The organism is Burkholderia sp. MSHR3999, from assembly GCF_000833595.1.
GTDB lineage: Bacteria > Pseudomonadota > Gammaproteobacteria > Burkholderiales > Burkholderiaceae > Burkholderia > Burkholderia ubonensis.
Genome location: NZ_JRFO01000007.1, coordinates 466,633 through 493,158 on the forward strand (window position 1 = coordinate 466,633; position 26,526 = coordinate 493,158).

21 protein-coding genes are annotated in these 26,526 nt (G+C 67.8%); 7 read left to right on the forward strand and 14 right to left on the reverse strand.

The genetic code is table 11. From position 1 onward, the window contains the following. Positions 1 to 535: 535 nt before the first annotated feature. Positions 536 to 1,414 carry a hypothetical protein gene (locus tag KY49_RS25610; protein WP_042587252.1) on the forward strand — a complete coding sequence of 293 codons (879 nt, stop codon included), beginning with the start codon at positions 536 to 538 and terminating at the stop codon, positions 1,412 to 1,414. Positions 1,415 to 1,657: 243 nt separating this feature from the next. Here KY49_RS25610 and KY49_RS25615 read toward each other — a convergent pair whose 3' ends face one another. Genes KY49_RS25615 through KY49_RS25630 form a run of 4 tightly spaced genes read right to left on the reverse strand, consistent with a single transcriptional unit; the run spans position 1,658 to position 8,261 of the window. Continuing rightward, positions 1,658 to 3,430 (reverse strand): efflux transporter outer membrane subunit, encoded by a 1,773-nt coding sequence (locus KY49_RS25615; RefSeq protein ID WP_082062498.1) that lies wholly within the window; start codon positions 3,428 to 3,430, stop codon positions 1,658 to 1,660. 45 nt (positions 3,431 to 3,475) lie between these two features. Continuing rightward, positions 3,476 to 5,443 (reverse strand): glycosyltransferase family 2 protein, encoded by a 1,968-nt coding sequence (locus KY49_RS25620; RefSeq protein ID WP_042587253.1) that lies wholly within the window; start codon positions 5,441 to 5,443, stop codon positions 3,476 to 3,478. A gap of 2 nt (positions 5,444 to 5,445) precedes the next feature. Continuing rightward, positions 5,446 to 6,783: a hypothetical protein gene (locus tag KY49_RS25625; protein WP_042588732.1), complete on the reverse strand. Its 1,338-nt coding sequence runs from the start codon at positions 6,781 to 6,783 to the stop codon at positions 5,446 to 5,448. Positions 6,784 to 6,803: 20 nt separating this feature from the next. Further along, positions 6,804 to 8,261, reverse strand: a complete 1,458-nt coding sequence (locus tag KY49_RS25630; protein WP_063840495.1) for an HlyD family secretion protein — start codon at positions 8,259 to 8,261, stop codon at positions 6,804 to 6,806. A 720-nt stretch (positions 8,262 to 8,981) separates the two neighbouring features. Between KY49_RS25630 and KY49_RS25635 the strand changes: the two genes are divergently transcribed. Continuing rightward, a complete protein-coding gene (locus tag KY49_RS25635) occupies positions 8,982 to 9,413 on the forward strand; it encodes an NlpC/P60 family protein (protein WP_080340589.1) in 432 nt (143 codons plus the stop codon). A 28-nt stretch (positions 9,414 to 9,441) separates the two neighbouring features. Here KY49_RS25635 and KY49_RS25640 read toward each other — a convergent pair whose 3' ends face one another. The 5 genes from KY49_RS25640 to KY49_RS25660 form a co-directional block, all read right to left on the reverse strand. Next, positions 9,442 to 10,878, reverse strand: a complete 1,437-nt coding sequence (locus tag KY49_RS25640) for an efflux transporter outer membrane subunit (protein WP_042587254.1) — start codon at positions 10,876 to 10,878, stop codon at positions 9,442 to 9,444. A 10-nt stretch (positions 10,879 to 10,888) separates the two neighbouring features. Next, positions 10,889 to 12,463 (reverse strand): DHA2 family efflux MFS transporter permease subunit, encoded by a 1,575-nt coding sequence (locus tag KY49_RS25645; RefSeq protein ID WP_042588735.1) that lies wholly within the window; start codon positions 12,461 to 12,463, stop codon positions 10,889 to 10,891. Between the two features lie 31 nt (positions 12,464 to 12,494). Then, positions 12,495 to 13,586, reverse strand: a complete 1,092-nt coding sequence (locus KY49_RS25650) for an HlyD family secretion protein (RefSeq protein WP_042587255.1) — start codon at positions 13,584 to 13,586, stop codon at positions 12,495 to 12,497. 64 nt (positions 13,587 to 13,650) lie between these two features. Next, positions 13,651 to 14,082, reverse strand: a complete 432-nt coding sequence (locus KY49_RS25655; protein WP_010098074.1) for a MarR family winged helix-turn-helix transcriptional regulator — start codon at positions 14,080 to 14,082, stop codon at positions 13,651 to 13,653. Positions 14,083 to 14,131: 49 nt separating this feature from the next. After that, positions 14,132 to 15,070, reverse strand: coding sequence for a LysR family transcriptional regulator (locus tag KY49_RS25660; RefSeq protein ID WP_042587256.1), 939 nt, complete (start codon positions 15,068 to 15,070; stop codon positions 14,132 to 14,134). Between the two features lie 101 nt (positions 15,071 to 15,171). On the opposite strand from KY49_RS25660, the gene KY49_RS25665 reads away from it, so the two are divergent. The 3 genes from KY49_RS25665 (at position 15,172) to KY49_RS25675 (ending at position 17,602) form a co-directional block, all read left to right on the forward strand. Then, positions 15,172 to 15,600, forward strand: coding sequence for a MarR family winged helix-turn-helix transcriptional regulator (locus KY49_RS25665; protein WP_042587257.1), 429 nt, complete (start codon positions 15,172 to 15,174; stop codon positions 15,598 to 15,600). A 255-nt stretch (positions 15,601 to 15,855) separates the two neighbouring features. After that, on the forward strand, positions 15,856 to 17,103 hold the full coding sequence (locus tag KY49_RS25670) for an aconitase X (RefSeq protein ID WP_042587258.1): 1,248 nt from the start codon (positions 15,856 to 15,858) through the stop codon (positions 17,101 to 17,103). Then, positions 17,096 to 17,602 carry an aconitase X swivel domain-containing protein gene (locus KY49_RS25675; RefSeq protein ID WP_042587259.1) on the forward strand — a complete coding sequence of 169 codons (507 nt, stop codon included), beginning with the start codon at positions 17,096 to 17,098 and terminating at the stop codon, positions 17,600 to 17,602. The genes KY49_RS25670 and KY49_RS25675 overlap by 8 nt, the downstream gene beginning before the upstream one ends. Before the next feature lie 116 nt (positions 17,603 to 17,718). Here KY49_RS25675 and KY49_RS25680 read toward each other — a convergent pair whose 3' ends face one another. Next, complete coding sequence (locus tag KY49_RS25680) at positions 17,719 to 18,828, reverse strand: AraC family transcriptional regulator (protein WP_042587260.1); 1,110 nt, start codon at positions 18,826 to 18,828, stop codon at positions 17,719 to 17,721. 77 nt (positions 18,829 to 18,905) lie between these two features. Between KY49_RS25680 and KY49_RS25685 the strand changes: the two genes are divergently transcribed. Further along, complete coding sequence (locus KY49_RS25685; RefSeq protein WP_042587261.1) at positions 18,906 to 20,939, forward strand: NADPH-dependent 2,4-dienoyl-CoA reductase; 2,034 nt, start codon at positions 18,906 to 18,908, stop codon at positions 20,937 to 20,939. A 27-nt stretch (positions 20,940 to 20,966) separates the two neighbouring features. Here KY49_RS25685 and KY49_RS25690 read toward each other — a convergent pair whose 3' ends face one another. Beyond that, positions 20,967 to 21,371, reverse strand: a complete 405-nt coding sequence (locus KY49_RS25690; RefSeq protein WP_042587262.1) for a DUF2471 family protein — start codon at positions 21,369 to 21,371, stop codon at positions 20,967 to 20,969. A 156-nt stretch (positions 21,372 to 21,527) separates the two neighbouring features. Next, a complete protein-coding gene (locus KY49_RS25695; RefSeq protein WP_042587263.1) occupies positions 21,528 to 22,421 on the reverse strand; it encodes a LysR family transcriptional regulator in 894 nt (297 codons plus the stop codon). An 87-nt stretch (positions 22,422 to 22,508) separates the two neighbouring features. On the opposite strand from KY49_RS25695, the gene KY49_RS25700 reads away from it, so the two are divergent. After that, entirely contained in the window at positions 22,509 to 23,297 is a 789-nt protein-coding gene (locus KY49_RS25700; RefSeq protein WP_042587264.1) for an NAD(P)H-dependent oxidoreductase, read from the forward strand. A gap of 7 nt (positions 23,298 to 23,304) precedes the next feature. Here the strand turns inward: KY49_RS25700 and tssE are convergent, their stop codons facing one another. Next, a complete protein-coding gene (gene tssE / locus KY49_RS25705) occupies positions 23,305 to 23,730 on the reverse strand; it encodes a type VI secretion system baseplate subunit TssE (protein WP_042587265.1) in 426 nt (141 codons plus the stop codon). Next, positions 23,727 to 26,456, reverse strand: coding sequence for a type VI secretion system ATPase TssH (gene tssH, locus KY49_RS25710; RefSeq protein ID WP_042587266.1), 2,730 nt, complete (start codon positions 26,454 to 26,456; stop codon positions 23,727 to 23,729). Before tssH ends, tssE begins: the two co-directional genes overlap by 4 nt. Between the last annotated feature and the right edge of the window lie 70 nt (positions 26,457 to 26,526).

Here is a 26,526-nt window from a genome sequence, read left to right on the forward strand (position 1 = left end):
GCGCGAGCGGACGATGCGGAGGACGATCGGAGCTCACGGCCAATCTGATTCGGTTTGTCAGGGTGTCGGTAGGCGTTTTGAGACGTGTCACCCGACAGGGCATAGGCTGGCCCCGGCGGTCTTCCACCACCTCCTTGTGCAATGCGGACATGCGCGACGGCGCCGCGCGCCTTCGGAAAAAGGCGCGACGCATTCGAATCGCGGGGAAGGTCGCGGCGGATTGGCAGCAATTCGCCACGCGCAATTACAGTGGTAAGGTCTCCGTCATATCCCCGTGGCGTCTAATCATGATTTTGATATGAGTAAATAAAGCAAATCGGATTTGTTTCCGCAAGGAAAATATGGGGGCTTGCGGTGTGGGGGGAATTACAAGTCGAGGTGATGTGCGATCGATCAGCTTATCGAAATTATCGTAGCGATTGGCGACGCCGCGGAAGCGGCGGCATACCGAGATGGGAGCCGACAGGAACCATTCAAGGTGTAGAGTGGTGAATCTCCAGGCGGCATCATTTCGCGCTTCCAGGCTGGTACGTCGATGAAAGTCGTTTTTTCCCGCAAAGGCTTCGATTCACAGTACGGCGGTATGCCCAGCCCGATCCTGCCGGACGGTCGCCTTCTTCCATTGCCGATTCCGAGCACTCGTGACAGCGCTACATTGGCGAATCTGGATTTCGCGGATGCATCACTGGATCAGCTCCTGTGTGATCTGTCTGCCGGCAAGCATGGCTTGCAGACGCATGTTCACTTCGATCCGGACCTCGGCGGCAGGCATGTCGCCAACTTGGTGAACTGGCGACCAGCGCTCGGGCAGACGGGTTCCGCGCAAAGCCACCTGAGTCGCCACGGTATCGGGGCGGGCGATGTCTTCCTGTTCTTCGGCTGGTTTCGACTGACCGAGCGCACTGGCGGAAAGTGGCGGTTTGAGCCGGGTGCGCCTGATCTGCATGTGCTCTTCGGATGGCTGGAAATCGATGAGGTGCTGCCGGTCGTGACGCAGCGCACGGAGGTATTGCGTCGCCATCCATGGATTGCAGTACATCCGCATGTCGCGGCGCCGGATTGGTACACGGATGCTCGGAATACGCTTTACATCGCTCGCAAGCGATCTGTCTATACGCGAGCGAAAGCGATGGGAGGCGGACGCTTTGTGGCGATGCGCCCCGAACTGCAGCTTACGCGTCCCGGCCATTCGCGCAGCGTCTGGTCGTTGCCACGATGGTTCGCACCTGACGGACGAGCGCCGATGAGCTATCACGCGAAAGCGAATCGGTGGGAGATCCGGGAGGATGGAGTCACACTCCGATCGGTCGCCAAGGGGCAGGAGTTTGTCGTCGATGGAACCGTCTACCCGGAGCTCGAAGCGTGGGTGGCCGATTTGATCAGGGGGAACGCAGGAAACTGCTCAAGTACGTGACGACGAGTGACTCGGGGCTGGCGCTGAATCCGTACTTCGCGATTTGCTCGCTGGCAATGTGCGCGCCGAATGTTCTGCTTCGCATATGCTGGATCTGTTTATCGACTGAAGCGGTTGACCTGCGGCATGCAATGCGGGGACATCGAACGAAGATGAGCAACGGAAGATGAGAGAGATTCCGAGAAGACGGTCAGCTGTATTGGCAGGAACGCGCTCTAACAGGTAGTCGGGCCGTTAGAGACGTTACTGACCCCCGGGCCTTGCTACCCCACCAGTAGTGCCAGGCGTAACCGTCGTCTCGATGATTGCGGTGACGCCGGATGAATCAACCGAGCGTTTTGTCGTCACGGACGGTGCGGCCGCGCGCGCTGCGCCCTGTTGCGCGGCGGTTCCCGTTTGCGCCGCCGCTCCCGGCCGCGTCTCCGCCACCGGCTCCGTCACCACAACTGACGTCACACGCGGCTGCGCCGCTGCAGTCGGCTGCGCCACGGCTCTCGATTGCGTCGCCGCCGGCCGCGCTGCCGCCGCAGGCTGAGCCTTCGCCGCAGGCTGCGCGCCCGCCACCTGCCCCGACTCCTGCCACCCACCCCCCAACGCCTTGTAAAGCGTCACCCGGCTCGTCAACCCCGCGAGCTTGTAAGTGACGAGCAGTTGCTGCGCCTGAAACAACTGCCGCTGCGCATCGAACACCCCGAAGTAATCATCGACCCCATTCTGAAACCGCATCTGCGCGAGCCGTTGGGTCTCGCTGATATCGTGAATCATCTTCTGCTGCGCGCTCACTTCGCGCTCGTAGGTCGTCCGCGCAGCCATGCTGTCCGCGACTTCCCGGAACGCGCTCTGAATCGTGCGCTCGTAATTCGCGACGTTCACATCCTTTTCCACCGTCGCGAGATCGAGATTCGCGCTATTGCGTCCCCCATCGAAGATCGGCATCGTCAACTGCGGCGCGAACAACCACGCCGCCCCGCCTGAAAACAACCCGGCGAGCGTCGCACTCGCAACCCCCAGCATCCCGGTCAGCGTGATCCTCGGGAAAAACGCCGCGCGCGCCGCGCCGATATTCGCATTGGCCGCGATCAATCGATGCTCGGCCGCCATGATGTCCGGCCGGCGTTCCAGCAACGTCGACGGCAGCCCCTCGGGAAACTCCGCCAGCACATGCTGGTTGCCGAGCGGCATCGCATTCGTCACCCCGGCCGGCAGCGGGCCGCCGCCGATCAGCAGCGTCAACGCGTTCTCATCCTGCGCAACCTGCCGCGTGTACTGCTCGACCGCAACCTGCGCGGTTTGCACCTGCGTATCGGCGCGATGCTCGTCGAGCTGCGCCATCCCGCCCGCGAGCTTGCCGCGATGGATCATCGCGGCGACATCCTGCTGGTTCTTGAGCGTGTCCTGCGCGAGCTTGAGCAGCTCGCGATCGGCCATCAGCGTGAGATAGGCATTCCCGACCTCGGCCACGAGGCTGATGTGAACGCTGCGCTGCGCCTCCACGGTCGCGAGATATTGCTCCTGCGCGGCATGGCTCATGCTGCGCACGCGCCCGAACAGGTCGATCTCGAAGTTGGTCAGCCCGACGCCGGCAGCAAACGTGTTGATCAACGGAGACTGCCCCGGCGCACGCAGCCCCGGGCTCAGACGCTGGCTGTTGAGCCCCAGGTTGGCGTCGATTTCCGGAAACTGGGCCGCGCGTTGCAGCCGGTATTGCGCGCGCGCCGCGTCGATGTTGAGCGTCGCGATGCGCAGGTCGCGGTTATTGGCGAGCGCCCGCGCGATCAGCTGCTGCAGCTGCGGATCGACGAAGAACTGCCGCCAGCCGAGATCGGCCGCCGCCGGACCGTTCTGCTGACCCGCATTGGCGCCCGGCGTCGAATAGGCCGGCCCGCTCGGATAAGCGGACGGGATCGGCGCATCGGGCCGCTGGTATGTCGGCTCCATCGAGCAGGCCGCGAGCGCGACGACGAGCGCGAGCGGCAGCACGCGTATCGGCGGAGAGGGAAACGGAAGGCTACGCATCATCGACGATTCCAGAACGAGAAAAAGAAGGGCGAGGGCACGGACTCAGTCCGACAGCGCGCGCTGCATGAGGCGCGAGATCGCCAGCTTCGGCTGGCCCTGCGCCGCGATGTTGTGGGGCGGATCGCCGAACAGCAGGCGGATCAGCCCGTGGCGCGCCGCCGTATCGACGTGCAGCGCGATGCCGAGCAGGCGGCCCTGGCGGCGCACGATGCGGCACGGGATCCAGCCGATCGGCGCGAGCCACAGCGCGCCTTCGGCATCGACCGGCAACGAACCGGCCTGCGGCGTGAGCACGGCCGCGCCGTTGCACGACAGATCGTGCGTCGTCACCGCGTATTCCTGCTGGCCGATGCGCAGCCGCGCGGACGCGCGATAAGGAAAGCGCTCCTCCTTGCGAGGCCGGGGCAATTCCACGCACACCAGCATCGAAGCCAGATAGAGCAGCAGCGAAATCCCGGTCCACGCCGAATTGAACACGAGCCCCGGCGCGTCGGGGTCGCTCGACAGCGCATGTCCGAGCCCAAGCGCGGACAGCACGATCAGGCTGCCGTAGAACGCCGCGAACTTGCCGTGGACGATCAGCTTCGAGCGGTCCAGCCCCTTGTTCGTCACCTTGAACGGCCGCCCGAACGGCCGCAGGATCGCGCTCGCCAGCGACGCGGTCACCGCCATCGCGCAGACGATCTGCGTGACCTCGGTGAAGATCGGCAGCGCGCGCCGTCCGGTGATCCACATGCTGTAGGCCCAGTAGGCGATCAGCGACGGCACGCCGTATGCGAGAAACTGCATCGGCTCGCCGTACAGCGTCGGCACGTTGAAATACCAGTACAGCAGCGGCCCGAGCAGCAGCATCAGCGTGAACGGCCGGCTCAGCCAGTGCAGCAGCCCGTGCACGTAGTGCAGCCGCTGCGTGAACGTATAGCCGCAGCCGCGCAGCGGGCCGTCGGGCGTCAGTGCGACCTGGATCGTGCCGAGCCCCCAGCGGCTGCGCTGGCTGATGTATTCCGGCAGCCCTTCGGCCGACAGCCCGACCGACAGCCGTTCGTTGAGCCAGCGCGTCACATAGCCGTGCGGCATCAGCCGGTAGGTGAGGTGGATGTCCTCGGTGACGGTGCCGGTCGGAAACCCGCCGATGTGGTTGACGAGGTCGCGCCGCACGACGAACGACGTGCCGATGCAGAACGCCGAGCCCCACGCGTCTTTCGCCGGCTGCATGATGTCGAAGAACGCGCGCTGCTCGTCGACCCAGCATTCGGTCGTGCGCAGGTTGTACTGGATGGGGTCGGCGTTGTAGTAGAACTGCGGGGTCTGCACGACGCCGACCGTCGGATCGGCAAACAGGCCGATCGTGCGCATCAGGATCTTCCGGTGCGGCGCGAAGTCGGCGTCGAGCACCATGATGTACGGCGCGCCGCCGTCCGGGCCCTGCGCGCTTTTGCGCAGGCCGTTGTTCAGGTTGCCGGCCTTCGCATGCGTGTTGTCGGGGCGGGTCGCGTAGTGCGCGCCGACCTGTTCGCAGAACGCCTTGAGCCAGTCGCGGCGCGTGTCGTCGAGCACCCACACGCGGAAGTCCGGATAGTCGATCGCGAGCGCCGCGACGATCGTCTTCTCGAGAATCTCGAGCCCTTCGTTGTAGGTCGCGATGAAGATGTCGACGCGCGGCGCCTTCGCGGTGCGCCGCAGCCGGGCTTCGCCGGCGTCGGCGTCGGGCGAGTGATCGCTGGTGCGCGTGAGCACGACGATCGAGATCAGCGTATACGTCAGCGCGATGCACTCGAAGCCGTAGAAGACGTGCGCCCACACGCTCGGAAAATCCATGCGCGGGTCGGGCAGCGTCTGGGTCGTGCGCCAATACAGGTAAGTCAGCAGCAGCGTCGCGGCGACGCCGCCGAACAGGATGCGATCGACGGCACGCTCGCGCTTGCCGAGCCGCGTGAGCACGAGCACGATCAGCAGCACGCCGCCGTTGATGACGAGCAGGGATCGGCTTGCGAGAAAGAAATCGAACATCGTCACTCCAGAGCGTGAGTGGTGCCGCCGCCGGGGCAGCCGCCGCCCGGCAGGCATCCCCCGGGACGGAACGGATTCCACCCGGCTGCCGCGAGCACGGCCCATGCGGTCGCGCCGAGGTGCGGCAGGTGGAAGTAAAAGAAGTCCTCGGTCGTGGACGTCGGACCGATCGACAACCCGGTGCGAATGCGCGCGTCGGGCGTCGCATAGAGCAGGCCGTCCGGCGCGCGCTGCGCCAGCAGCAGCGCCCACAGCGGCTGGGCCTTGGCGTTCTGCCCGACCGCCTGCAGCGTGAGTGCCGCCTGACCGGTGCCTTCGGTCCACACCCCGTCGGGATGCGCGTTGAAGCCATAGCCGCCGTTGATCCGGTGCGCGCCGTCGACCCATGCGATGCTGCGGCGCCAGTCGGGCGGCGCATCCGGAATCGCGAGCAGCGGCCACAGCGACGCGTCGAGTGCGGACGGGCCGACGTTCGGGCTATGCCCGTCATCGCGCGTGCCGATCAGGAAGCGGCCTTGCCGCGCATCCCACATCGCCGCGACGAAGCTGCGCGAGCGGTCCGCGGCCGTGCGCCAGCGCGCGTCGCCGGTGCGCTCGGCGAGCCAGCGGAACACCGCGTAGGTATCGACGTTGTGTTCGGTGGATTTCCATCCCTGATGGATCTGCTTCGGCTCGTACCCGAACTCGCCGCCGACGTAGCCGGCCGGCGCCGTCGCATCGAGCCGGCCCGGATCGATCCAGCCCATCAGCGCGGCGGCGCCGTCGAGATAGCGTTGGTCGTGCGTCGCCTCGTGGACGGTCAGCAGCGCGAGCGCGGCCCATGCGACGTTGCCGGTCGCGGTGCCGTCCTGATACGCATCCTCGAACCACCGCTTGCTCGGTTCGTCCCACCAGCCCGGCAGCGGCGCGGGCCCGGCCGGCAGCGCGCCGGCGCGATACGCGTTGCGCAGCCGCATGTCGTGGAAATGGCGGTCCTGCGCGCTCGCCTGCAGGAACGCATCGGCGATGCGGCGCGCGTCGTCGGTGCGACGGCACGCGACCAGCGCGATGCCGGCGAGCGCGTTGTCGTAGACGAACGCTGCGTGCGTGAGCGCCGGCGCGAGCGGAGGGCCGCCCGGCGCCGCCTCGTAGCTGTCGAGGAAGACGGGCCCGGCGCCCGGCACGGCCGCGACACGCCCGGCCAGCGTCTTGCAGCCCGACGCGAGCAGTTCCGCGCGCTGCGGCGGCGCGTTGTCGGCGCCATGGGCGGCAGGGGCGGCGAACATCAGCGGCGCGAGCGGCAGCATCACGAGCGGGGCGATCTTGCGCAGACGGTGCAGGAAGGGCGGCTTCATCGGCATCGGTCCCGGTGCGCGCGGCATTACGCCAGCTGGCTGCGCAGCCAGTTCAGGCCGCGCTCGGCGGCCGAGCGCAGCGCGTCGAACCACGGTTGCGCGCGATCGGCGATCGAGCGGAAGCCGCCCTGCGCGTTCACGCTGTCCGGAACCAGGTCGGACATGCCGCTGCCGAGCCAGCTCCGGTTGAGGCTGACCTTCGCCCAGCGGCCCATCGCGCAGCGGTCGGCCGGATCGGCGCGCGCGCTGACGGGCAGTGCGGACAGCGGCCGGTCGAGCTTCGCGATCACGTAGATCTCGTTCTTCTCGATCGGCGGGAACGGCACGAAGTAGCGGGCCTGCTCGCCTTCGGACGCGCGCGGCAGCACCTCGGCTACGGACGCGGGCACCTTGAACGGCACGCCGTCCATCCGCACGTTCAGGCGCGTGCCGGGCAGCAGGTCGTCGCTCAGGCTGCGCGGAAACACCGCGACGACCCGCGACTGGCTGCAGTTGCTCGCGCGGATCAGCGTCGCGCCGGCGGCGACGCGCGTGCCCGGCGGCGCGAGCACGTCTTCGACGACGCCCGGTTCGCTGGCGCGGATCTCGAGATTGGACAGCCGCTCGAGCCGCGCCTTCTCGGCGTCGATCATCTTGCCGACCGACTGGCCATACGCGTCGTACTGCGTCATCTGCGCCTTGAGCTGCACGATGTCGGCGCTGAGCAGCCGGCTGCGCTGCTCGAGCGTGGAGGTGGCGCCGTCGCTGGCGGATGCGTAGACCTTGTTGCGCGACGCATTGCCGGCGGCCGTCGCGTGATCGAGCTCGGCGGCGGCCGCGGCCTTCGCGTTCGACAGGATCGACAACTGGTAGCGCGACGCATTGGTGTAGGCCTCGCTCACCGCGCCGGCCTCCTGCATCGCCTGGTTGCGGTTGACGACGTCGGCCTGCTGGTCGACCTGCGCCTTCGCGACGTCGAGCCGCGCCTGCAGCGCGCGGATGCTCGCCGCGTGTTCCTGCTGCGATGCGCTCTGGTAGCGCTGCAGGTCGCGGCTGGTCGCGGCGAGCTGGCTCTCGTCGCCGGCGAGCTGCGCGCGCGCGGCATCGTAGTGCTGCTGGTTGTCGAGCGCCTTGCCGGTCAGGTCGATCAGCAGCGCGCGGTCGATGTTCGGATTCTGCACCGTCATCAGCGGCTGGTTCGCCGCGAACGGCTTGCCGATCCCGACCTGCTGCTGCGTGACGATCCCTTCGACCGGCGACGTGACGAGCGTCACCTGGCTGTTGACCACGGCCCGCTCCGACGAACGCGTGAAGATGTTCGGGAACATGACGGTCAGCACGACCCAGGCGACGAACACCACGATGCCGTAGCCGATCGAGCGCACGGCGAAGTGCCACAGCGGCCGCCCCAGGGCGGACTGGCGGCGCGCGACGGGCGCGTCGTGCGGCGCGGGCGCGTCGGGGACGGGCTCGGGCGGGCGGTGGTCGAGTTGCTGGTCAGACATAAGGCTCTCCTGCATGGCAAACGCGCGAACGAGCGAACGAACGTCATCGCAAGCCCGGTGCTGATGTCAGCCGTGGGCGTCGTCGAAGACAAGCCGGCGCCGTTGCGCACGAGCGCGTGCGCGCCGGTCCCGGCCTGCCTGTATCGTTTGTTGTCCGCAGTGCACCTGCTCCGAGCTTGCGTCGGATCGACACACTGTCTGAACTGGCCGGCTTCACCGGCCACCTGATCGGCCCCGCTTGCGCGGCGCCCCGTTGAACGTGGTCTTGCAACAACGTATTGACGACTCGCATGCGTCTGCGCGGCACGTCCGGCAGAGGTGCTGCGAGTCAATTCAGACTAGTGAAGTCGCCGCGGCGGTACTGTAAGTGTGTGTAAAAGATGATTTCTTTGAGACCCTAAATCGCGCGTGTTAAGTGACTGCCTGGTTACGCGTCGGTCGTCGTCGGCCGTTTGTAAAGCATCGAGCGCGATCCGGCATGCAATCAAACGGCGCGCGCGGATCACGGAATCCGACGGTATCCATGGCATTCGGGCGCGATGCAACGCCCGCCCGCGACCGATGCGGCGCGGGCGTCTTGCGTTGCCGCGATCGCGCATCGATTCGCCCGCACGATCCGTACCCGTCGAGCGGTCATTGTCCTGAGGATTGGCGCGGGAAACTCGACATCCGCGCGCGGATCGGCGACGATTGCGCAAACGACACCCAGACGTCACGCACATGACCGTCGATCATCAACCGAACTGGATGCCCGTCGCGATGAGAGAACGCGGCGTGCGTCGATTCCCCGCGGGCGAGACGAATCCCCGCATCGTCGAGTACAACAACCACACGAACCTCGTCGGCTATGACGACAAGATTTCGTGGTGCTCGTCGTTCCTGAACTGGTGCATGGCGCATGCCGGCATCCGCGGCACGGGCTCCGCGCTCGCGCGTTCGTGGCTCGAATGGGGCAGGGCGCTGGAGCGGCCGGTCTACGGCTGCATCGCCGTGCTGACGCGCGACGATCCGGCGAGCTGGAAAGGGCACGTCGGGTTCTATCTGCGTCACGACGACGAGAACGTCTACCTGTTCGGCGGCAACCAGCTCGAAGAAGTGCGCGAGCTCGCGTATCCGCTCGACACCGTGATCGGCTACCGGTGGCCCGCATAGCGGGCGCGGCGTTCCCCTCCCGCGTCGCTCACTTCGCGGCCACGGCCTGCGCCTTCGCGCCGTCCGCCGCATCATTCCGGCTCCACCCGCCGCCCAGCGACCGATACAGCGCAACCGCCGACAGCGCGTGCTCGCGCCGCACCTGATTCAGCGCATCCGAATCGCGCAGAAACACTTCCTGCGCCGACAGCACGTCCAGGAAATCCGTCGCGCCGCCCTTGTAAAGCTGGTTCGCGAGACCGAGCGCCTTGTCCGACGCGGCAAGCGCGCTGTTCAGACGCTGCGTCGCGGCGGTCGTGCTGACGAGATCCGCGCGCGCATCCTCGACCTCGCGCAGCGCCTGCAGCATCGTCTGCCGCAAGCCGAGTTCCGATTCGCGCATGCGGCTTTCGCTCTGCGCGATGTCGGCGGTGATGCGCCCGGCATTGAAGATCGGGCTCGTCGCGCTCAGCGCCGCGCTGAACAGGTTGTCGGTCAGCGTCGGCAGGCCGAGATAGGACGCGGCGAGGAGGCCGTCGGTCAGGTTCAGCGAGAACTTCGGATAGCGCTCGGCCTTCGCGACGCCGACCTGGGCCGCGCGCTGCTCGACGCGCGCGTAGGCGCTCAGCACGTCCGGGCGGCGCAGCAGCGCCTGTGACGGCAGCGTGGCGGGCGAGCCGTCCGGCGGTGCGGGGATGTCGCCGGCCTGCGAAAGCACGAGCTTGTCGACCGACTCGGGCGTGCGTCCCGAATACACGGCGATCAGGTTGAGCTGGTGCGAGATCTGCGCCTGCGTCGGCGGAATCCGCGCTTCGAGCGCATCGAGCTGGTTCTGCGCGCGCGTGACGTCGAGTTCGGTCGACAGCCCGAACGCCTGGCGCTTGCGCGTGAGGTCGAGCGCGCGCTGGCGAATCTGCGCGTTGTCCTGCAGGATGCGCAGTTCCTGCTGCGCCCACCGCAGGTCGACGTAGGCCGACGCGGTATCCGCCGCGAGCGCGAGCCGCATCGCGTCTTCCGCGTGCTTCTGCCCGACGAGTTCGGCTTGCGCGGCGAGCAGGTCGAGCCGTTCGCCGCCGAACACGTCCGGTGACCAGCTCAGCGCGAGGCCCGCGCCGGCCTGCTTCACGTAGCCGAGCGGCGGCGGCGTGTTCTGGCGCGCGTAGGCACCGTGCGCGTTCGCGTCCAGTTCCGGCAGCAGCACCGAGCGCTTCTGCACCGTCAGCGCCTGCGCCTGCTTCACGCGCTCGGCGGCCGCCTGGAGGTCGAGGTTCGCGTCGAGCACGGTGGCGATCAGCTCGTTGAGCACCGGGTCGTGGAACTGCGCCCACCACGTCGCGGCGTCGACGTCCGCGCGCGGCACGTCCGTGTCCCACGCGTGCGGCGCGAGCGATTCGACCGATTCATGCAGCGCGGGATGCTGCGCGGGCTGCACCGCGCATCCGGCAGCGAGCGCGCTGACGGCGAGGGCGACGAGAAGCTTTTTCATGACGATGACCTCAGTGCGCGTCCGGCGGCGGCGCGCTCGTGGAAATGGGTTTGGAAAACAGCACCGCGACCAGCGCGACGAGGAAACACAACGCCAGCGCGTAGAACGCATCCGCGTAAGTGAGCGTCAGCGCTTCGCGAAAGATCAGCCGGTGCAGGTTCGCGAGGCCGGCCTGCGCGGCGTTCAGCGTGTCGCCGGCTGCGGCCGTCCAGTGCGCGGCCTGCCCGTCGAGCAGCGCCGCGACCTGCGGCTGGCCGGCGCTCACGTGCTCGTTGAGGCGCAGGTAGTGAAAATTCAGCCGGTCGTTGAGCATCGTCGCGCTGACCGCGATGCCGATCGCGCCGCCGAGGTTGCGCATCAGGTTGAACAGGCCGCTCGCCGATTTCAGCCGCGACTGCGGCAGCGAACCGAGCGCCATCGTCACGATCGGCGGCACGCTGAACTGCTGGCCGATGCCGCGCAGCGCCTGTGGCAGCAGCAGTTCGCGCCAGCCCCAGTCGTGCGTGATCGGCGTGTACAGGTAGACGCCGAGGCCGAAGCAGGCGAGCCCGAACACCAGCAGCACCCGCATGCTGAAGAAGCGGGTCGCGAGCGCATACGCGCCGAGCGCGAGCATCTGGAACGCGCCGACCGACAGCAGCGCGATGCCGATCTGCAGCGAGCTGAAGCCGCGCACCTGCGCGAGAAAGAGCGGCGTCAGGAACACCGACACGAAGATGCCGATCCCGGTCACGAACGACAGCAGGCTGCCGATCCCGAAGTTGCGCACGACGAGCGCGCGCAGGTCGACGATCGGGTCCTTCGCGGTCAGCGCGTGGACGAGGAACAGGAAGCCGCAGATCGCGGAGATCCACGTGCACAGCACGATGACGTCGTCGCCGAACCAGTTCTTGCGCGGGCCTTCCTCGAGCACGTATTCGAGGCAGCCGAGGAAGCCGGACATCAGCGCGATGCCGGGATAGTCGCCGCGCTTGAGCAGGCCGAGGTCGGGCTGGTCGATATGCACGTAGCGCGGCACCAGCGCGGCCACGACGATGCCCGGCACGAGGTTCAGGTAGAACAGCCAGTGCCACGACCACTGGTCGGTGATCCAGCCGCCGATCACCGGGCCGATCGCCGGCGCGAGCGACGCGAGCGCGCCGATGGTCGTCGACGCGACCAGCCGCTGCTTGCCGGGAAACAGCACGAACGCGGTCGTGAACACGGTCGGGATCATCGCCGCGCCGAGCGCGCCCTGCAGCCCGCGAAACAGGATCATCGAGTTGATGTCCCACGCGAGGCCGCACAGCATGCTGGTGATCGTGAAGCCGACCGCGGACGCGACGAACAGCCAGCGCGTCGACAGCACCTTCGACAGCCAGCCCGACATCGGGATCACGAGGATCTCCGCGATCAGGTATGCGGTCTGCACCCACGACAGCTCGTCCTGGCTCGCGGACAGCCCGCCGCCGATGTCGCGCAGCGACGACGCGACGATCTGGATGTCGAGGGTCGCCATGAAGAACCCGACGCACATCAGCGCGAACGCGAACACGCGCTGCCGCATCGGTTGCGACGCCGGGTCGCCGATAAAGCCTGTAGTCATGATCCGCTCCGTCATTCGCTCGGCATGCCGCTCAGTCCGCGCGCGCCGTATGCACGGTCACGACCGCGGACAGGCCGGGGCGCAGCACGTTCTCGAGGCCCGGCTGCGCATCGAGATGCACGCGCACCGGCACGCGCTGCACGATCTTCGTGAAGTTGCCGGTCGCGTTCTCCGGCGGCAGCACGCTGAAGGTCGCGCCGGTCGCGGGCGCCAAGCTCTCGACGCGGCCGTGCACGCGCAGGCTCGATGCGTCGAGCGACACGTCGACGCGGTCGCCCGGGCGCATCTTCTTCAACTGGTCTTCCTTGAAGTTCGCGTCGATCCACAGGCCCGACGCGGGCACGATCGTCAAGAGCGGCACGCCGACGTTCGCGAGCATCCCGACCCGGCCGGTGCGGTTGCCGACGTAGCCGTCGACCGGCGAGCGGATCGTCGTGTATTCGACGTTGAGCGCCGCGACCCGCTGCGCGGCGAGCGCGGTGTTGACGCGCGCGCGGGCGTCGGCGAGCTGCGCGCCGAGCACGTCGAGCTGCCGCTTTGCGGCGAGCAGTGCGGCGTCGCTGCGGTCGACCGCGGCGCTCGCCTTCGAATAATCGGCGTCGGCGCGCTCGACGATCTGGTTCGACACGGCGTCGGACTTCACGAGCTCGCGGTAGCGCACCCTGTCGGACGATGCGCGCGTCAGTTCGGCAGCCGACGCGCTTTTCTCCGCGGTTTGTTGGCCGATCACCGCGTACTGAAGCTGCTGCTTCGCTTCGAGCTCGGTCACCGCGGCGCGCGCGCCGTCGACGTCGGCGCTCGCCTGCGCGAGCTTCGCGTCGTAGTCGCGCGCATCGAGCCGCACCAGCACGTCGCCGGCCTTCACGCGCTGGTTGTCGGTCACGAGGATCTCGTCGACGAAGCCGTTCACCTTCGGCGCGAGCACCGTGACGTTGCCGCCGACGTATGCGTCGTCGGTGCTCTGCTCGAAGCGCAGCACGAGGTCCCAGTAGAGCGCCGCCGACGCCACGACGGCGACGACGGCCAGCACCGCGACGGTCATCCACGGCACGCGCCGGCGCTGCCGCGCGACGGCTTGCGCCGGCGCCGCTTCTCGGGAAACAGGAGTCTGGGTCGTATCCATCGATTCACCTATGTATATGCACTTTTTTGGGCGACCGACGCGGCGCGTCGATCGGGGGATTGCTTCAACGCTCCGGGATGTTGTGCGTGATCCGGAACAGTTCGTCTCTCAGCCGCGCCGCTTCCGACGGGCCGAACCGTTGCTCGAACGCTTCCTGCGCTTCGAGCCAGTGCGCATGCGCCTGCGCGATCTTCGCTTCGCCGTCGCCGGTCAGCGCGAAGCTCAGCCGCCGGCCGTCGCCCGCGTAGCGGCCCGCGACCAGCGCCGCGCCGACGAGCGGCTTGAGCGCGCGCAGCAGCGCGGTGCGCTCGATGACCAGCACGGCCGACAGCGCCGCCATCGTCAGGCCGGGGCGTTCGCGCAGCAGCGCGAGGATGCTGTACTGCGACGCGGTGACGCCCGCTTGCGACAGGTAACGCTCGTAGAACTGCGAGATCCGGCGGGCGGCCTGCCGGACAGCGAAACAGTCGTCATCGGTGAGCGTGTACTTGTGCATGTGCACATGTTAGTGGGCGAGCGGGCGTGAAGCGATGCGCCGGGCGCGATCAGATTGGTGCGCCGGTTGTATCAATCGGTCGGACGGGCGCTTCCCCTGCGTCGCCGTAGGTCGCCGCATAGGCGATGAACGCCTTCACCTTCGCCGGCAGCAGCGCGCGGTTCGCATAGGCGAGCTTGATCTCGACGAACGCGTCGACGAGATCGGCATCCTCGAGCAGCCGGACGAGCGCGCCGGATGCGAGTTCCGCCTCGACCAGCGCGCGCGGCACCACGCCGATTCCGAAGTGGCGCAATACCATCTCCCGGTTGAACACGGGGCTGTTGGACGCGACGTCGAAGCGCAACGGCACGGTCAGCGTGTCGCCGCCGACGCGGAACGCCAGCGCCGGGCGTCGCAGTGCCGGCGACATCGACACGAACAGGTGGTCGGCGAGGTCGGCGGGCGTGGCCGGGCGCGGGTGTTGCTCCAGATAGCGCGGCGTCGCGACGATCACGACGGGAATCCGCTCGAGCAGCCGCACGACGGTCGTCTCGCTCGTCAGCATGTAGGGCACGACGATGCCGATGTCGAAGCCTTCGCCGACCAGATCGACCGGGCGCTCGGTCAGCGTCACGTCGAGGCGCACTTTCGGATGCGCGGCCTTGAAGCCGGCGATCAGCGGCACGAGGCGGTTCAGCGCGACGGTCGTGTGCGCGACGAGCCGCAGCAGGCCGTCCGGCTCGCGGGTCTGCGTCTGGGCTTCCGCCTCGAGCGCGTCGAGCTCGTCGAGCACGGCCGCGCACCGCTCGTAGAGGCGCTCGGCCGTTTCGGTCAGCGACACCTGGCGCGTCGTGCGGTGCAGCAGGCGGCTGCCGAAGCGCGCCTCCAGCTCGGCGATCGCGCGCGACACGACCGGGCGCGCGAGGCCATGCACGTCGGCGGCGCGGGTGAAGCTGCGCAGTTCCACCACCGACCGGAAAAGCCGCAGCTTGTCGAAGTAGTCCATGTGCATGTCCTCGACGTCGAAGAAGGGGGCGCGCCGCGTCGCCGGCGTGTACGGCGAAGTATACGTTGACTTTATGCATATGCACTTATAGATTGCCACGCATGGACGATATTCAGATTGCCGGTGCGTGCAACTGCTTCGCGCTGCGTCAGGCGACGCGGTTCGTCACGCAGATCTACGAACGCCACCTGAGCCCGCTCGGCGTCACGCCGGCGCAGTTTTCGATCATGGCGATCCTGTCGCGCCGGCCCGACGTGCTGATGAGCGACCTGGCCGATGCGCTGGTGATGGATCGCACGACGCTGCTGCGCGCGCTGAAGCCGCTGCAGCGCGACGGGCTCGTCGCGGCGGGCGCGTCCGAGCAAGACGCGCGCGCGCATGCGCTGAACCTGACGAAACTCGGGAAGCGCACGTTCGGGCACGCAAAGCGCGCATGGCAGGCCGCGCAGGATGAATTCGAGGCGCAATTCGGCGAAGGGCGCGCGAAGGCGCTGCGCGAAGAACTGTTCACCCTGACGGGGAAGCGGTAAGCGGGGCGTGCGCCGAAAGCCGCGCACGGAAATTTCCGCCGGACGCAATCCGTATCCCGATCGACTGGAAACAAAATCGAGCCATTGGGGCCGGCCAGCTACCTGAATCGGGGGATTAGGCCGGTCGAATCGATGATGTGGTCTGGGATTGGACTGGTAGAGGACCGATCTGGACGGTTTTTGTTTCCAGTTGTACATTCCTCCGACGCGTAACGCAGGCCGGCGCCTGTCGAGCGAGTCAGGAGGAGCGACCCGATGTTGCAATTGAGCGATCGCGATCAGGCGATGTTGCATGGTGACTTCGGCGAGGGCGTCGCGCGCGCGATGCGGATCGTCTCGCGCACGGCCGAGGTCATGTCCGCGCCGGATCTCATCGACATCACGTCCGCGCATATCGACGGCTGCCTGTACCACGGCAGGACGAGTCTCGACTTCGTCGAATATTTCGTCGCGACGGGCGCAAAAGTCGCGGTGCCGACGACGCTGAACGTCGGATCGCTCGACCTGATCCATCCGGAGCTGTACCACGGCGACCGCGCGATCCAGCGCGATGCGCAGCGCCTGATGGACGCCCATCTGCAGCTCGGGTGCGAATCCAGCTTCACGTGCGCCCCGTATCAGCTGAAGAACCGTCCGGCGAAAGGCCAGCAGATCGCGTGGGCCGAATCCAATGCGATCGTGTTCGCGAATTCGGTGCTCGGTGCGCGCACGAGCCGGTACGGCGACTTTCTCGACCTCGCCGCCGCGATCACGGGCCGTGCGCCGTACGCGGGCCTGCACGTCGACGCGAACCGCGCAGGGCGGATCGTATTCACGGCGCCCGACTTCAGCCGTCTGCCGTCGCGCGACATCTACTTCGCCGCGCTTGGCCTGCTGGTGGGCAAGGTCGCGGGCGCGATCGTGCCGGTGATCGTCGGCCTGCCGGCGGACACCAGCGAGGACGAACTCAAGGCGCTCGGCGCGGCGGCGGCGTCGAGCGGGGCCGTCGCGCTGTTCCACGCGGTCGGCGTGACGCCCGAGGCGCCGACGCTGGACGCCGCGCTTCATGGACGTGCGCCGCATCGAACGGTCGACGTGTCGATGGCCGATCTCGACGAGATCCGTCGCACGCTGAACCAGGGCGCGGCGGGCGACGCGCTCGTCGCGGTGGCGCTCGGCACGCCGCATTTCTCGCTGGCGGAATTCCAACGGCTCGACGAACTGCTCGACCGTTTCGACGGCAAGCCGGCATGCGATTTCTACGTGAATACGAGCCGGTTCATCCTGTGGGAACTGGGCGAGCTTGGCCTCGCGAGCCGCTTCGAGGCGCGCGGCGTCCAGATCGTCGTCGATACGTGCACGTACATCACGCCCGTGATGAAGCAACTGACCGGGCTGGTCATGACCAATTCCGGGAAATGGGCGTCGTATGCCCCCGCGAACATCGGCGTGACGGTTGCGTACGGCAGCATGAGCGAGTGTGTCAGGTCCGCGTTCGAAGGAAAGGTGCGATTCGATGACTGAAGCATATGGTGGCGGTTCGGCGTCGGCGGACGGTCGCGATGCAACGACGGGCACGGTGCTGTCGGGCGATACGCTCGTCGCCGGCGACGCGTTCGCGGACGTGCTCGTGCTCGACAAGCCGCTCAGTTTCTGGGGCGGCTACGATGCGGCCGCGGGGCGGATCATCGACCGGGGCCATCCGCTCGTCGGCGCAAGCCTCGCCGGCAGGATCATGGTGATGGCGCATGCGAAGGGGTCCAGTTCGAGCAGCAGCGTGCTCGCGGAAGCCGTGCGCAATGGTACGGGGCCCGTCGGCATCGTGCTGAAGGAGCGGGACCTGATCATCTCGATCGGCGCGATCGTGGCCGCCGAGCTGTATGCGATCGAGGTGCCCATCGTGTGTGTCGCGGAGCGCGTGTACGACGCGATCGTCCGCGCGTCGGGGCCGGTGCGGATCGAGGCGGCCGGTGGAATCGGCGGCGCGACGATCAGCGTCGGCGACGCCGCGCGCCGAGATTAGCCGGCCGGCGGTTGCCGAGGTCGCGGTTCGTGGGCGTCGGCGTCTGTCGATACATCAGTACATCGTATTAATAGAACGCCGGCGTCGTGATCGGCCCGTCCGCCGGGCGCAACGTCTCAAGTGCCTCCGCCTTCGCGATGCCGGGCCGTGCCGGCCAGCCCGGCGGCCGCCTCCCGATACGCGCTCGGCGTCTGCCCGGCCCAGCGCCGGAACGCGCGCGTGAAATTCGCCGGGTCGGTGAACTGCAGGCGCTCGGCGATCGTCTTCAGGTCGAGATCCGACGCCGCGAGCAACTGCTTCGCATCCCGATAGCGCGCCTCGTCGAGCAATTGCCGGTAGCTCGCGCCGGCTTCCTCGAGCCGCCGCCTGAACGTGCGCGTCGACACGAGCAGCTGCTGCGCGAGCGTCTCCGGCCCCGGATAGCCGCCTGCCGCGCGCGCCAGCTCCGCCCGCACGCGCTCGACGAGATCGCCTTCCTCCTGCCGGACCTGCGCGTATTCCCGCTCGACCTGCACCAGCGCCTGCCGGTGCGCGACCTCGTCGGCCAGCGGCAGCGGCCAGTCCAGCACGTCGCGCGCGATCCACAGCGCATTGGCCGCGCAGCCGAAGCGCACCGGCGGCAACTGGCGCCGGTAACGGGCGAAGTAGGCGGGCTCCGGCCACGCGAACTGCAGCGCGATGTCCGGCGACGCGCGCCCGGACAGTTGCGCGATGTTTCGCGCGAGCCCGGTCAGCACGAATTCGAACATCACGTGGTGCTGCAGCACGGGGCTCGCCTGCACGCCGTGCAGTTCGAGCGTCGCGCCGTTTTCGTCCTCGGCATAGGTCAGGCGATATTGGCGGTTGCGCATCCGGAAGTAGCGGATCGTCACCTGCAGCGACGCGCGGATGTCCCGCGCGGTCAGCGTCGCGTAGCCGAGAAAACCGTGCACGGTCGGCTTGAGCTGCAGCCCGAACGCGAGACCGATGCCCGGATCGCCGCCGATTTCGATCGCGTTCAGCACGAGCCGCCCCCATTGCGACGGCGCGACGCGCGCGTCCGGCTCGGCCAGCACCGCGTCGCGCAGGCCCGTGCCGGCGCGCACCGCGGCGAGGTCGACGCCGCGCGCGTCGAGCACCTGCAGCAGCAGGCGCGGATACGCGACCGGAATCGTCGGCCGGCGCAGCCCGAGGCGGTCCTTGGCAAGCGGGGAAGTCATGTCTGTTTGGCCGAAAATGACAAGCATTATGGCTGTTTGCCCCCTCACGTTCAACGTCGCGCGCGCCCTACGATGACGCTCACCGCTTTTCCGGCCACGCCATCATGACGACATCGTTTCCCCACCTGCTTGCCCCGCTCGACCTCGGTTTCACGACGCTGAAGAACCGCGTGCTGATGGGCTCGATGCACACGGGCCTCGAGGACAGCCGCAAGACGCTGCCGCGCCTTGCCGAATACTTCGCGGAACGCGCGCGCGGCGGCGTCGGCCTGATGGTCACCGGCGGTTTCGCGCCGAACGTGGCCGGCTGGACCAAGCCGTTCGGCGGCACGCTGATGACGTCGTCGGCCGCGCGCCGGCACCGCGCGATTCCCCGCGCCGTGCACGCCGAGGGCGGCAAGATCGCGTTGCAGATCCTCCACACCGGCCGCTACGGCTATCACCCGTTCGCGGTCGCGCCGTCGAAGATCAAGTCGCCGATCTCGCCGTTCACGCCGCACGAACTGACCGCGCGCGGCGTCGAGCGGCAGATCGGCGCGTTCGTGCGCTGCGCGAAGCTGGCGCGCGAAGCGGGCTACGACGGCGTCGAGATCATGGGCTCCGAGGGCTACCTGATCAACCAGTTCATCTCGCTGCATACCAACAAGCGCACCGACCAGTGGGGCGGCGCGTACGAGAACCGCATCCGCCTGCCGATCGAGATCATCGAGCGCACCCGCGAGGCGGTCGGCCGCGATTTCATCCTGATCTACCGGCTGTCGATGCTCGACCTGATCCCGGACGGCAGCGACTGGAACGAGGTCGTGCAGCTCGCGAAGGCGGTCGAGCGCGCGGGCGCGACGATCATCAACACGGGGATCGGCTGGCACGAAGCGCGCGTGCCGACGATCGCGACGTCGGTGCCGCGCGGCGCGTTCGCGTGGGTGACGAAGAAGATGAAGGGCGAGGTCGGCATTCCGCTCGTGACGACCAACCGGATCAACCGGCCGGAAGTCGCCGAGCAGATCCTCGCGGACGGCTGCGCGGACATGGTGTCGATGGCGCGCCCGCTGCTCGCCGATGCCGAGTTCGTGAACAAGGCCGCACGGGGCCGTGCCGACGAGATCAATACCTGCATCGGCTGCAACCAGGCGTGCCTCGATCATGCGTTCAAGAACCGGATCGCGTCGTGCCTGCTGAACCCGCGCGCGTGCCACGAGACGGACCTGAAATACACGCCCGCGCCGCAGGCGAAGCGCATCGCGGTGGTCGGCGCGGGGCCGGCCGGGCTTGCTTGCTCGACCGTGCTCGCGCAGCGCGGCCATCGCGTCGACCTGTTCGACGCGGCGGCCGACATCGGCGGCCAGTTCAACATGGCGAAGCGGATTCCCGGCAAGGAGGAGTTCCATGAGGCGCTGCGCTATTTCCGTCGCCAGATCGAGCTGACGGGCGTGGCGCTGCACCTGAACCGGCGTGTCGACGCGAACGACCTGATCGCGGGCGGCTATGACGAGATCGTGCTCGCGACCGGCGTGGTGCCGCGCGATCCGAGGATTCCGGGGCAGGACGGGCCGAACGTGCTCAGCTACATCGACGTGCTCGCGGGCAACCAGCCGGTCGGCAAGCGGGTCGCGGTGGTCGGCGCGGGCGGGATCGGCTTCGACGTCGCCGAGTTCCTGGTGCAGGACGGCGTGTCGCCCGCGCTCGATCTCGACGAATGGAAGGCGGAGTGGGGCGTGACCGATCCGGCCGCGACGCGCGGCGGCGTGACGCGTGCGCAGGTCGCGCCGCCGGCCCGCGAGGTCACGCTGCTGCAGCGCAAGGCTGCGCCGCTCGGCAAGGGGCTCGGCAAGACGACCGGCTGGATCCACCGCGCGACGCTGAAGATGAAGCAGGTGAAGATGATCGGCGGCGTGAACTACGAGCGGATCGATGCGCGCGGGCTGCACGTGTCGTACGGCGAGAAGCGCACCGATCCGGAGCTGATCGAGGTCGACACGATCGTGCTGTGCACCGGCCAGGAGCCGCAGCGCGCGCTCGTCGAGCCGCTGCGGGCGGCGGGGCGCGCGGTGCACCTGATCGGCGGCGCGGAACTGGCCGCCGAGCTCGACGCGAAGCGCGCGATCGATCAGGGCGCGCGGCTGGCGGCGCGGCTGTGACCGGGGTGTGACCGCGCAGTGAGCGGGTTACGCGGCTTCGGCCCGTTCCTCCGCTTCAGCCTCGATCATGGCCCGCACGATCAGGTAGACGGCCGGCAGGTCGTCGTCGTCGCGGCGCCAGTCGACCGGCTCGTCGACATCCGCGGCCACCATCCGGCTGTCGCGCAGCCGGATGAACGCGTCGACCACCGCCGGATCGTTCCGGTTCAGAAACCCCGCATTGGAGAACGCCAGGTCCTCGACGTCGAGCAGCGCCTGCCAGCTGAGCGTGCGGACCGCGGCCGGGTGGGTGCGACGGCGCAGGCCGAGCGCGCGCTGCGCGGGCCCGCCGACGACGCGTTGCAGGTCGACGGCTGCCCGCTGCGCGGCGCGCTCGAAGTGGACGGGATTGAAGCCGGGTTGTTCGGGATCGAAAGCGGATGGCTGGAACATGGTCGCCTCACAAAGTCCGTTCGTCGAAAGTGATTGAAATCGGGTCATATGGCCAAAGGCACTGTAAATATATACAGTGATTCGATTGGTTTCAAGCCCTGAATCGCACGAATTGGCTGGGGCGACCGGCGACGGCTGCCGGCAACGCGTCCTGCTTCAGACCGACGCCGCGATCGTCTCGCGCAGCCACCGGTGCGCCGGGTCGCGATGCGAGCGTTCGTGCCACAGCATCGACATTTCATAGCCGGGCACCTCGACCGGCGCGTCGACGACCTGCAGCGCGGGTGCGTCGCGCACGAGACGCTCGGGCAGCATCGCGACGAGGTCGGTGTTCGCGACGGCCGACATCACGAACAGGAAATGCGGCACGGACAGCACGACGCGGCGCGTGGCGCCGCGCTTCGCGAGCGCGTCATCCGTCACGCCGGCGAAGCCGCCGCCGTCGGGCGACACGATCACGTGTTCGAGCATGCCGAACTGCGCGAGCGTGGGCCGGCGCCTGAGCTTCGGATGCCCGGCACGGCCGACGAGCACGTAGCGTTCGACGAACAGCGGCAGACGCCGCATGCCCGCCGGCGAACCTTCGGTCGTATGAAACGCCAGGTCGATCTCGCTGCGTTCCGCCTGTTTCTCGATGCGCGGCGGCGCGAGCTCGACGACCGCGAGCCGCGTGCCGGGCGCGGCTGACCGCAGCGTGGCGAGTGCCGGCAACACGATCGTCGATTCGCCGTAGTCGGTGGCGGCCACGCTCCAGGTGTGCGTCGCGGTCGCGGGATCGAACGGCGTGGCGGGCATCACCGCGCGTTCGACCGCGTCGAGCGCTTCCCGCAGCGGTTCGCGCAGCGCCTCGGCGCGCGCGGTCGGCCGCATCCCGCGCGGGCCCGGCAGCAGCAGCGGATCGCCGAACACGTCGCGCAGCTTCTGCAACTGCACGCTGACCGACGGCTGCGACATGCTCAGCTTTTCGGCCGCGCGCGTGACGTTGTGCTCGGACAGCAGCACGTCGAGCGTGACGAGCAGGTTCAGGTCCAGTCGTCTGAGATTGTTCATCGCTATACCTGGAATTCCGGAAATTCATTTCTAATATACCTGGCGGCGCGGCATCCTGCCGACATTCAAGCAACGGAGTGTCTGGCCATGAATGTGCTGATCGTCTATGCCCATCCCGAACCGCGGTCGCTGAACGGCGCGCTGCGGGATTTCGCCGTGCAGCGTCTCGAGACTGCCGGCCATGCGGTGCAGGTGTCCGACCTGTACGCGATGAACTGGAAGGCGACGCTCGACGGCGACGATGTCACGGACCGGCCGCCCGCCGCGCGTTTCGATCCGTCGCTCGATTCGAAGCGCGCGTTCGCGCAAGGAACGCAGCGCGACGACATCGCGCACGAACAGGCGAAGCTGAAGTGGGCCGATGCGGTGATCCTGCAGTTTCCGATGTGGTGGTTCTCGATGCCGGCGATCATGAAGGGCTGGGTGGAGCGCGTGTATGCGTACGGGTTCGCGTACGGCGTCGGCGAGCACTCGGATACGCATTGGGGCGACCGGTACGGCGAAGGGTCGCTCGCGGGCAAGCGCGCGATGCTGGTCGTCACGACAGGCGGGTGGGAGTCGCACTACGGCCCGCGCGGCATCAACGGGCCGATCGACGACGTGCTGTTTCCGATCCAGCACGGAATCCTGTATTACCCGGGGTTCGACGTGCTGCCGCCGTTCGTGATCTACCGGTCGGGGAAGATGGATGACGCGCGGTTTGCGCAGACGCGCGACGCGCTCGGCGAACGTCTCGACAGCCTGTGGGCGACGCCGCCGATTCCGTTCCGAAGGCAGAACGCGGGGGACTACGAGATTCCGGCGCTGACGCTGAAGGAAGATGTCGCGCCGGAGAGGGTGGGGTTCGCGGCGCACGTGGATGGGGCGGGGCGTTGACGCCCGGTCAATGCTGGCCGCGCAGGCGGCGCTCGACACGCAGGCGGCCGGGCGGCTCGAAGTGCGTGCCGAATCGGACGAGCCCCGCGTTCTTCAGATGGCACGTCATCTCGAAGCTGACCAGGATCCCCGGATCCTGGTTGTCGATGATCTCGACGTCGATCGATCGGATCCGCGGCTCGTATCTCAAGAGCGTCGCTTCCATCTGCTGCTTGAGGACGTGCGCCGATGCCGGGAGCGCCTTGTAGATGTTGGTCAGGTCGGGCAGCCCATAGTCGGGCAGATGCTTGAGCGCGCCGGCCCGCGTATTGAGGATGCGTCGCACGTTCTGCTGGACGCTCAGGCATTCGAGCGTCCTGTCGTCGTACGCGTCGATCGGCTCGCCGCCGATCTGGCCGAGCAGCATGTCGTAGAGAGAGGGGCCGGCGGTCATGCGAAGTTCCGCGATGCGAGATCGACATCGACCGGCAACGGCGCATCGACGAAATTGATCGTCATCTTGCCGCCCGTGTCCGCGGAAAGGTCGATTGCGTGCGGCGTGATGCCTGACGCCATGCGCGTCAGCAGCTCACGCGAAACGGTCGGCAGAATGCGCTGGTTGATGAACGCATCGACGTTGCGCGCACCGGACTCGCGCGATACGCAATGCTGCGCGATCGAATCGATCAGGTCGTCCGCACACGTCAGCGTCACGGCGTGTTGCCGATGCAGCCGTTCGGCAACCTTGGCCAGCTTGATCCGTACGATCGACGCAAGCGCCGTAGCGTCGAGCGGCCGATAAACCAGCGTCTGGAAGCGCGCGAGCAGCGCGGGCTGGAAGTGTGCAAGCAGTTGCGGATGAATCGCTTCGCGCAGCGCCGCTTGCGCGATTTCGGGATCGACGGCCGTCGCATCGTCGATCTGCGCACTGCCGAGGTTGGACGTCATCACGATCACGCAATTGCGGAAATCGATTTCGCGCCCTTCGCCGTCGCGCATCATGCCGCGGTCGAACACCTGATAGAACAGGTCGAGCACGTCGCGATGCGCTTTTTCGACCTCGTCGAGCAGGACGACGCTATAAGGCCGCTGACGTACGGCTTCAGTCAGGATGCCGCCGCGCCCGTAGCCGACGTAACCGGGCGGCGAGCCTTTCAGTTGCGATACCGTGTGCGCTTCCTGGTATTCGGACATGTTGATGGTCGTCAGCGCGGCTTCGCCGCCGAACAGCAGGTCGGCCAACGCCAGCGCGGTCTCGGTCTTGCCGACGCCGGACGGGCCGGCGAGCAGAAATACGCCGAGCGGCGCGTGCTCGCTTTTCAGGCCGGCCTTCGCCGTGCGCAGGCTTTCCGCCAGCTCGGCGATCGCATCGTCTTGCGCGACCACGCGCGCAGCCAGCGCGGATTCGAGCGTGAGCAGGCGCCTCAGTTCGTCTTCGACCAGGTTGCCGACCGGCACGCCGGTCCATTCGGCGACGACGCGCGCGATCGCCTGTGCATCGACGTCGGGAAAGATCATCGGCGCCTTGCCTTGAACGGACGACAGTGACTGGAGCGTCGTCGCGATCGGCCCGGGATCGGATTGCGCATGCCCTGCACGGCGGATGGCGCGCAGTGATTCGACGAGTTCTCGCTCGCGCGCGTACTGGCGCTCCAGGGCGTCGGCGCTGGCGTGCATGGCATCGTGCGATGCGTCGATCGATTCGCGGCGGGCCGTCGCGTCCGGGAGTCCGGCGCGTGTGTCGGCTTCGATCGCGGCGCGCTCCAGTGCGAGCGCTGCCAGCGTTGCGCGCGCATGCTGCAGTTCGGCCGGAGGCACGTCGAGACCCATGCGCACGCGTGCCGCCGCCGTGTCGATCAGGTCGACGGCCTTGTCCGGCAGTTGCCGCGCCGGGATATAGCGGCGTGACAACCTGACGGCCGCGACGATCGCCTCGTCGCGGATATGGACGTCGTGATGCCGTGCGTATCGGTCGGCAAGCCCGCGCAGCATCAGGCACGCAGTGTCGTCGTCCGGCTCGTCGACCTTGACGACCTGAAAGCGCCGCTCGAGCGCCGCATCGCGTTCGAAGTACTCCTTGTACTCGGCCCACGTGGTGGCCGCGATCGTGCGCAGTTCGCCGCGCGCGAGTGCCGGCTTGAGCAGATTCGCCGCGTCGGCGCCGCCGGCCGCGTTGCCTGCGCCGATCAGCGTGTGCGCTTCGTCGATGAACAGCAGGATCGGCGTGGTGGACGCGCGCACCTCGTCGATCACGTTCTTCAGCCGCTGTTCGAATTCGCCCTTGACGCCCGCGCCGGCCTGCAACAAGCCGAGATCCAGCGTCAGGATGCGCGTGTCCCGGATCGTCTCCGGAACGCTGCCTTCGACCACCCGCAGCGCAAGTCCTTCGACGAGGGCTGTCTTGCCGACGCCCGGTTCGCCGACGAGGATCGGATTGTTCTTGCGGCGGCGGGCCAGCACGTCGATCATTTGCCGGATTTCGCGGTCGCGCCCGAATACGGGATCGATATCCCCGTTCCTGGCCTTTTCCGTCAGGTCGAGTGCAAAGCGTGCGAGTGCGTCGCCGTCGATCGAGCGTGGCGCAACATGCTTGACCGGTGCGTCGGCGGTTGCCGTCTGCTGGCCGGCAACCTGAGCCGCATGAACAGCATCGCGTTGCGGCGGCGCGGCGTCGTCAGTGTCGTTCTCGCTGGACCGCCGGCCCAAACGCGGCAGCACGCGGCGGATCTGGGTGCTGGAGACCGACAGCAGCGGCCACGCGCGTTGCGTGCGCAGCACATGCGGCGCATCGACGACGGCTTGCAGCAGATGGCCGGAGCGGATCATGCCGTCCGGATCGTCGGACGATGCGTGCGCCCATGCATCTTCGACGACGGCGGCGAGCTGTCGCGACAACGCGGGCTTGCCGCGCAGCGTGCGCGGCATGCGATCGATCACCTGGATCAGGGCATCCCAAACGGTGTCGATGTCGAGATCGTAGTGCCGCAGGATTGCGGGAATGTCCCCGTCGTCCGCTTCGAGCAGCTTCAGCATCCAGTGCTCGACGGCGATCTCGTCCGCGAGTCGTGTCTGGCAAAGGCTCGCGGCGGCTTCAAGCGCCCGCGTGCAATGGGGATTGAGGCGGCGAAGGAGATGAGTGGCGTCCCGGAGGGCGGGCGTTCGGTCGTCGCGCAGCGTCATGTCGAGGGCTGGAAAGGGAGAGGAAGGGGGCGGGCGCCCGTTGGCGCCCGCTTTCAGCGGCCGGGCCAGT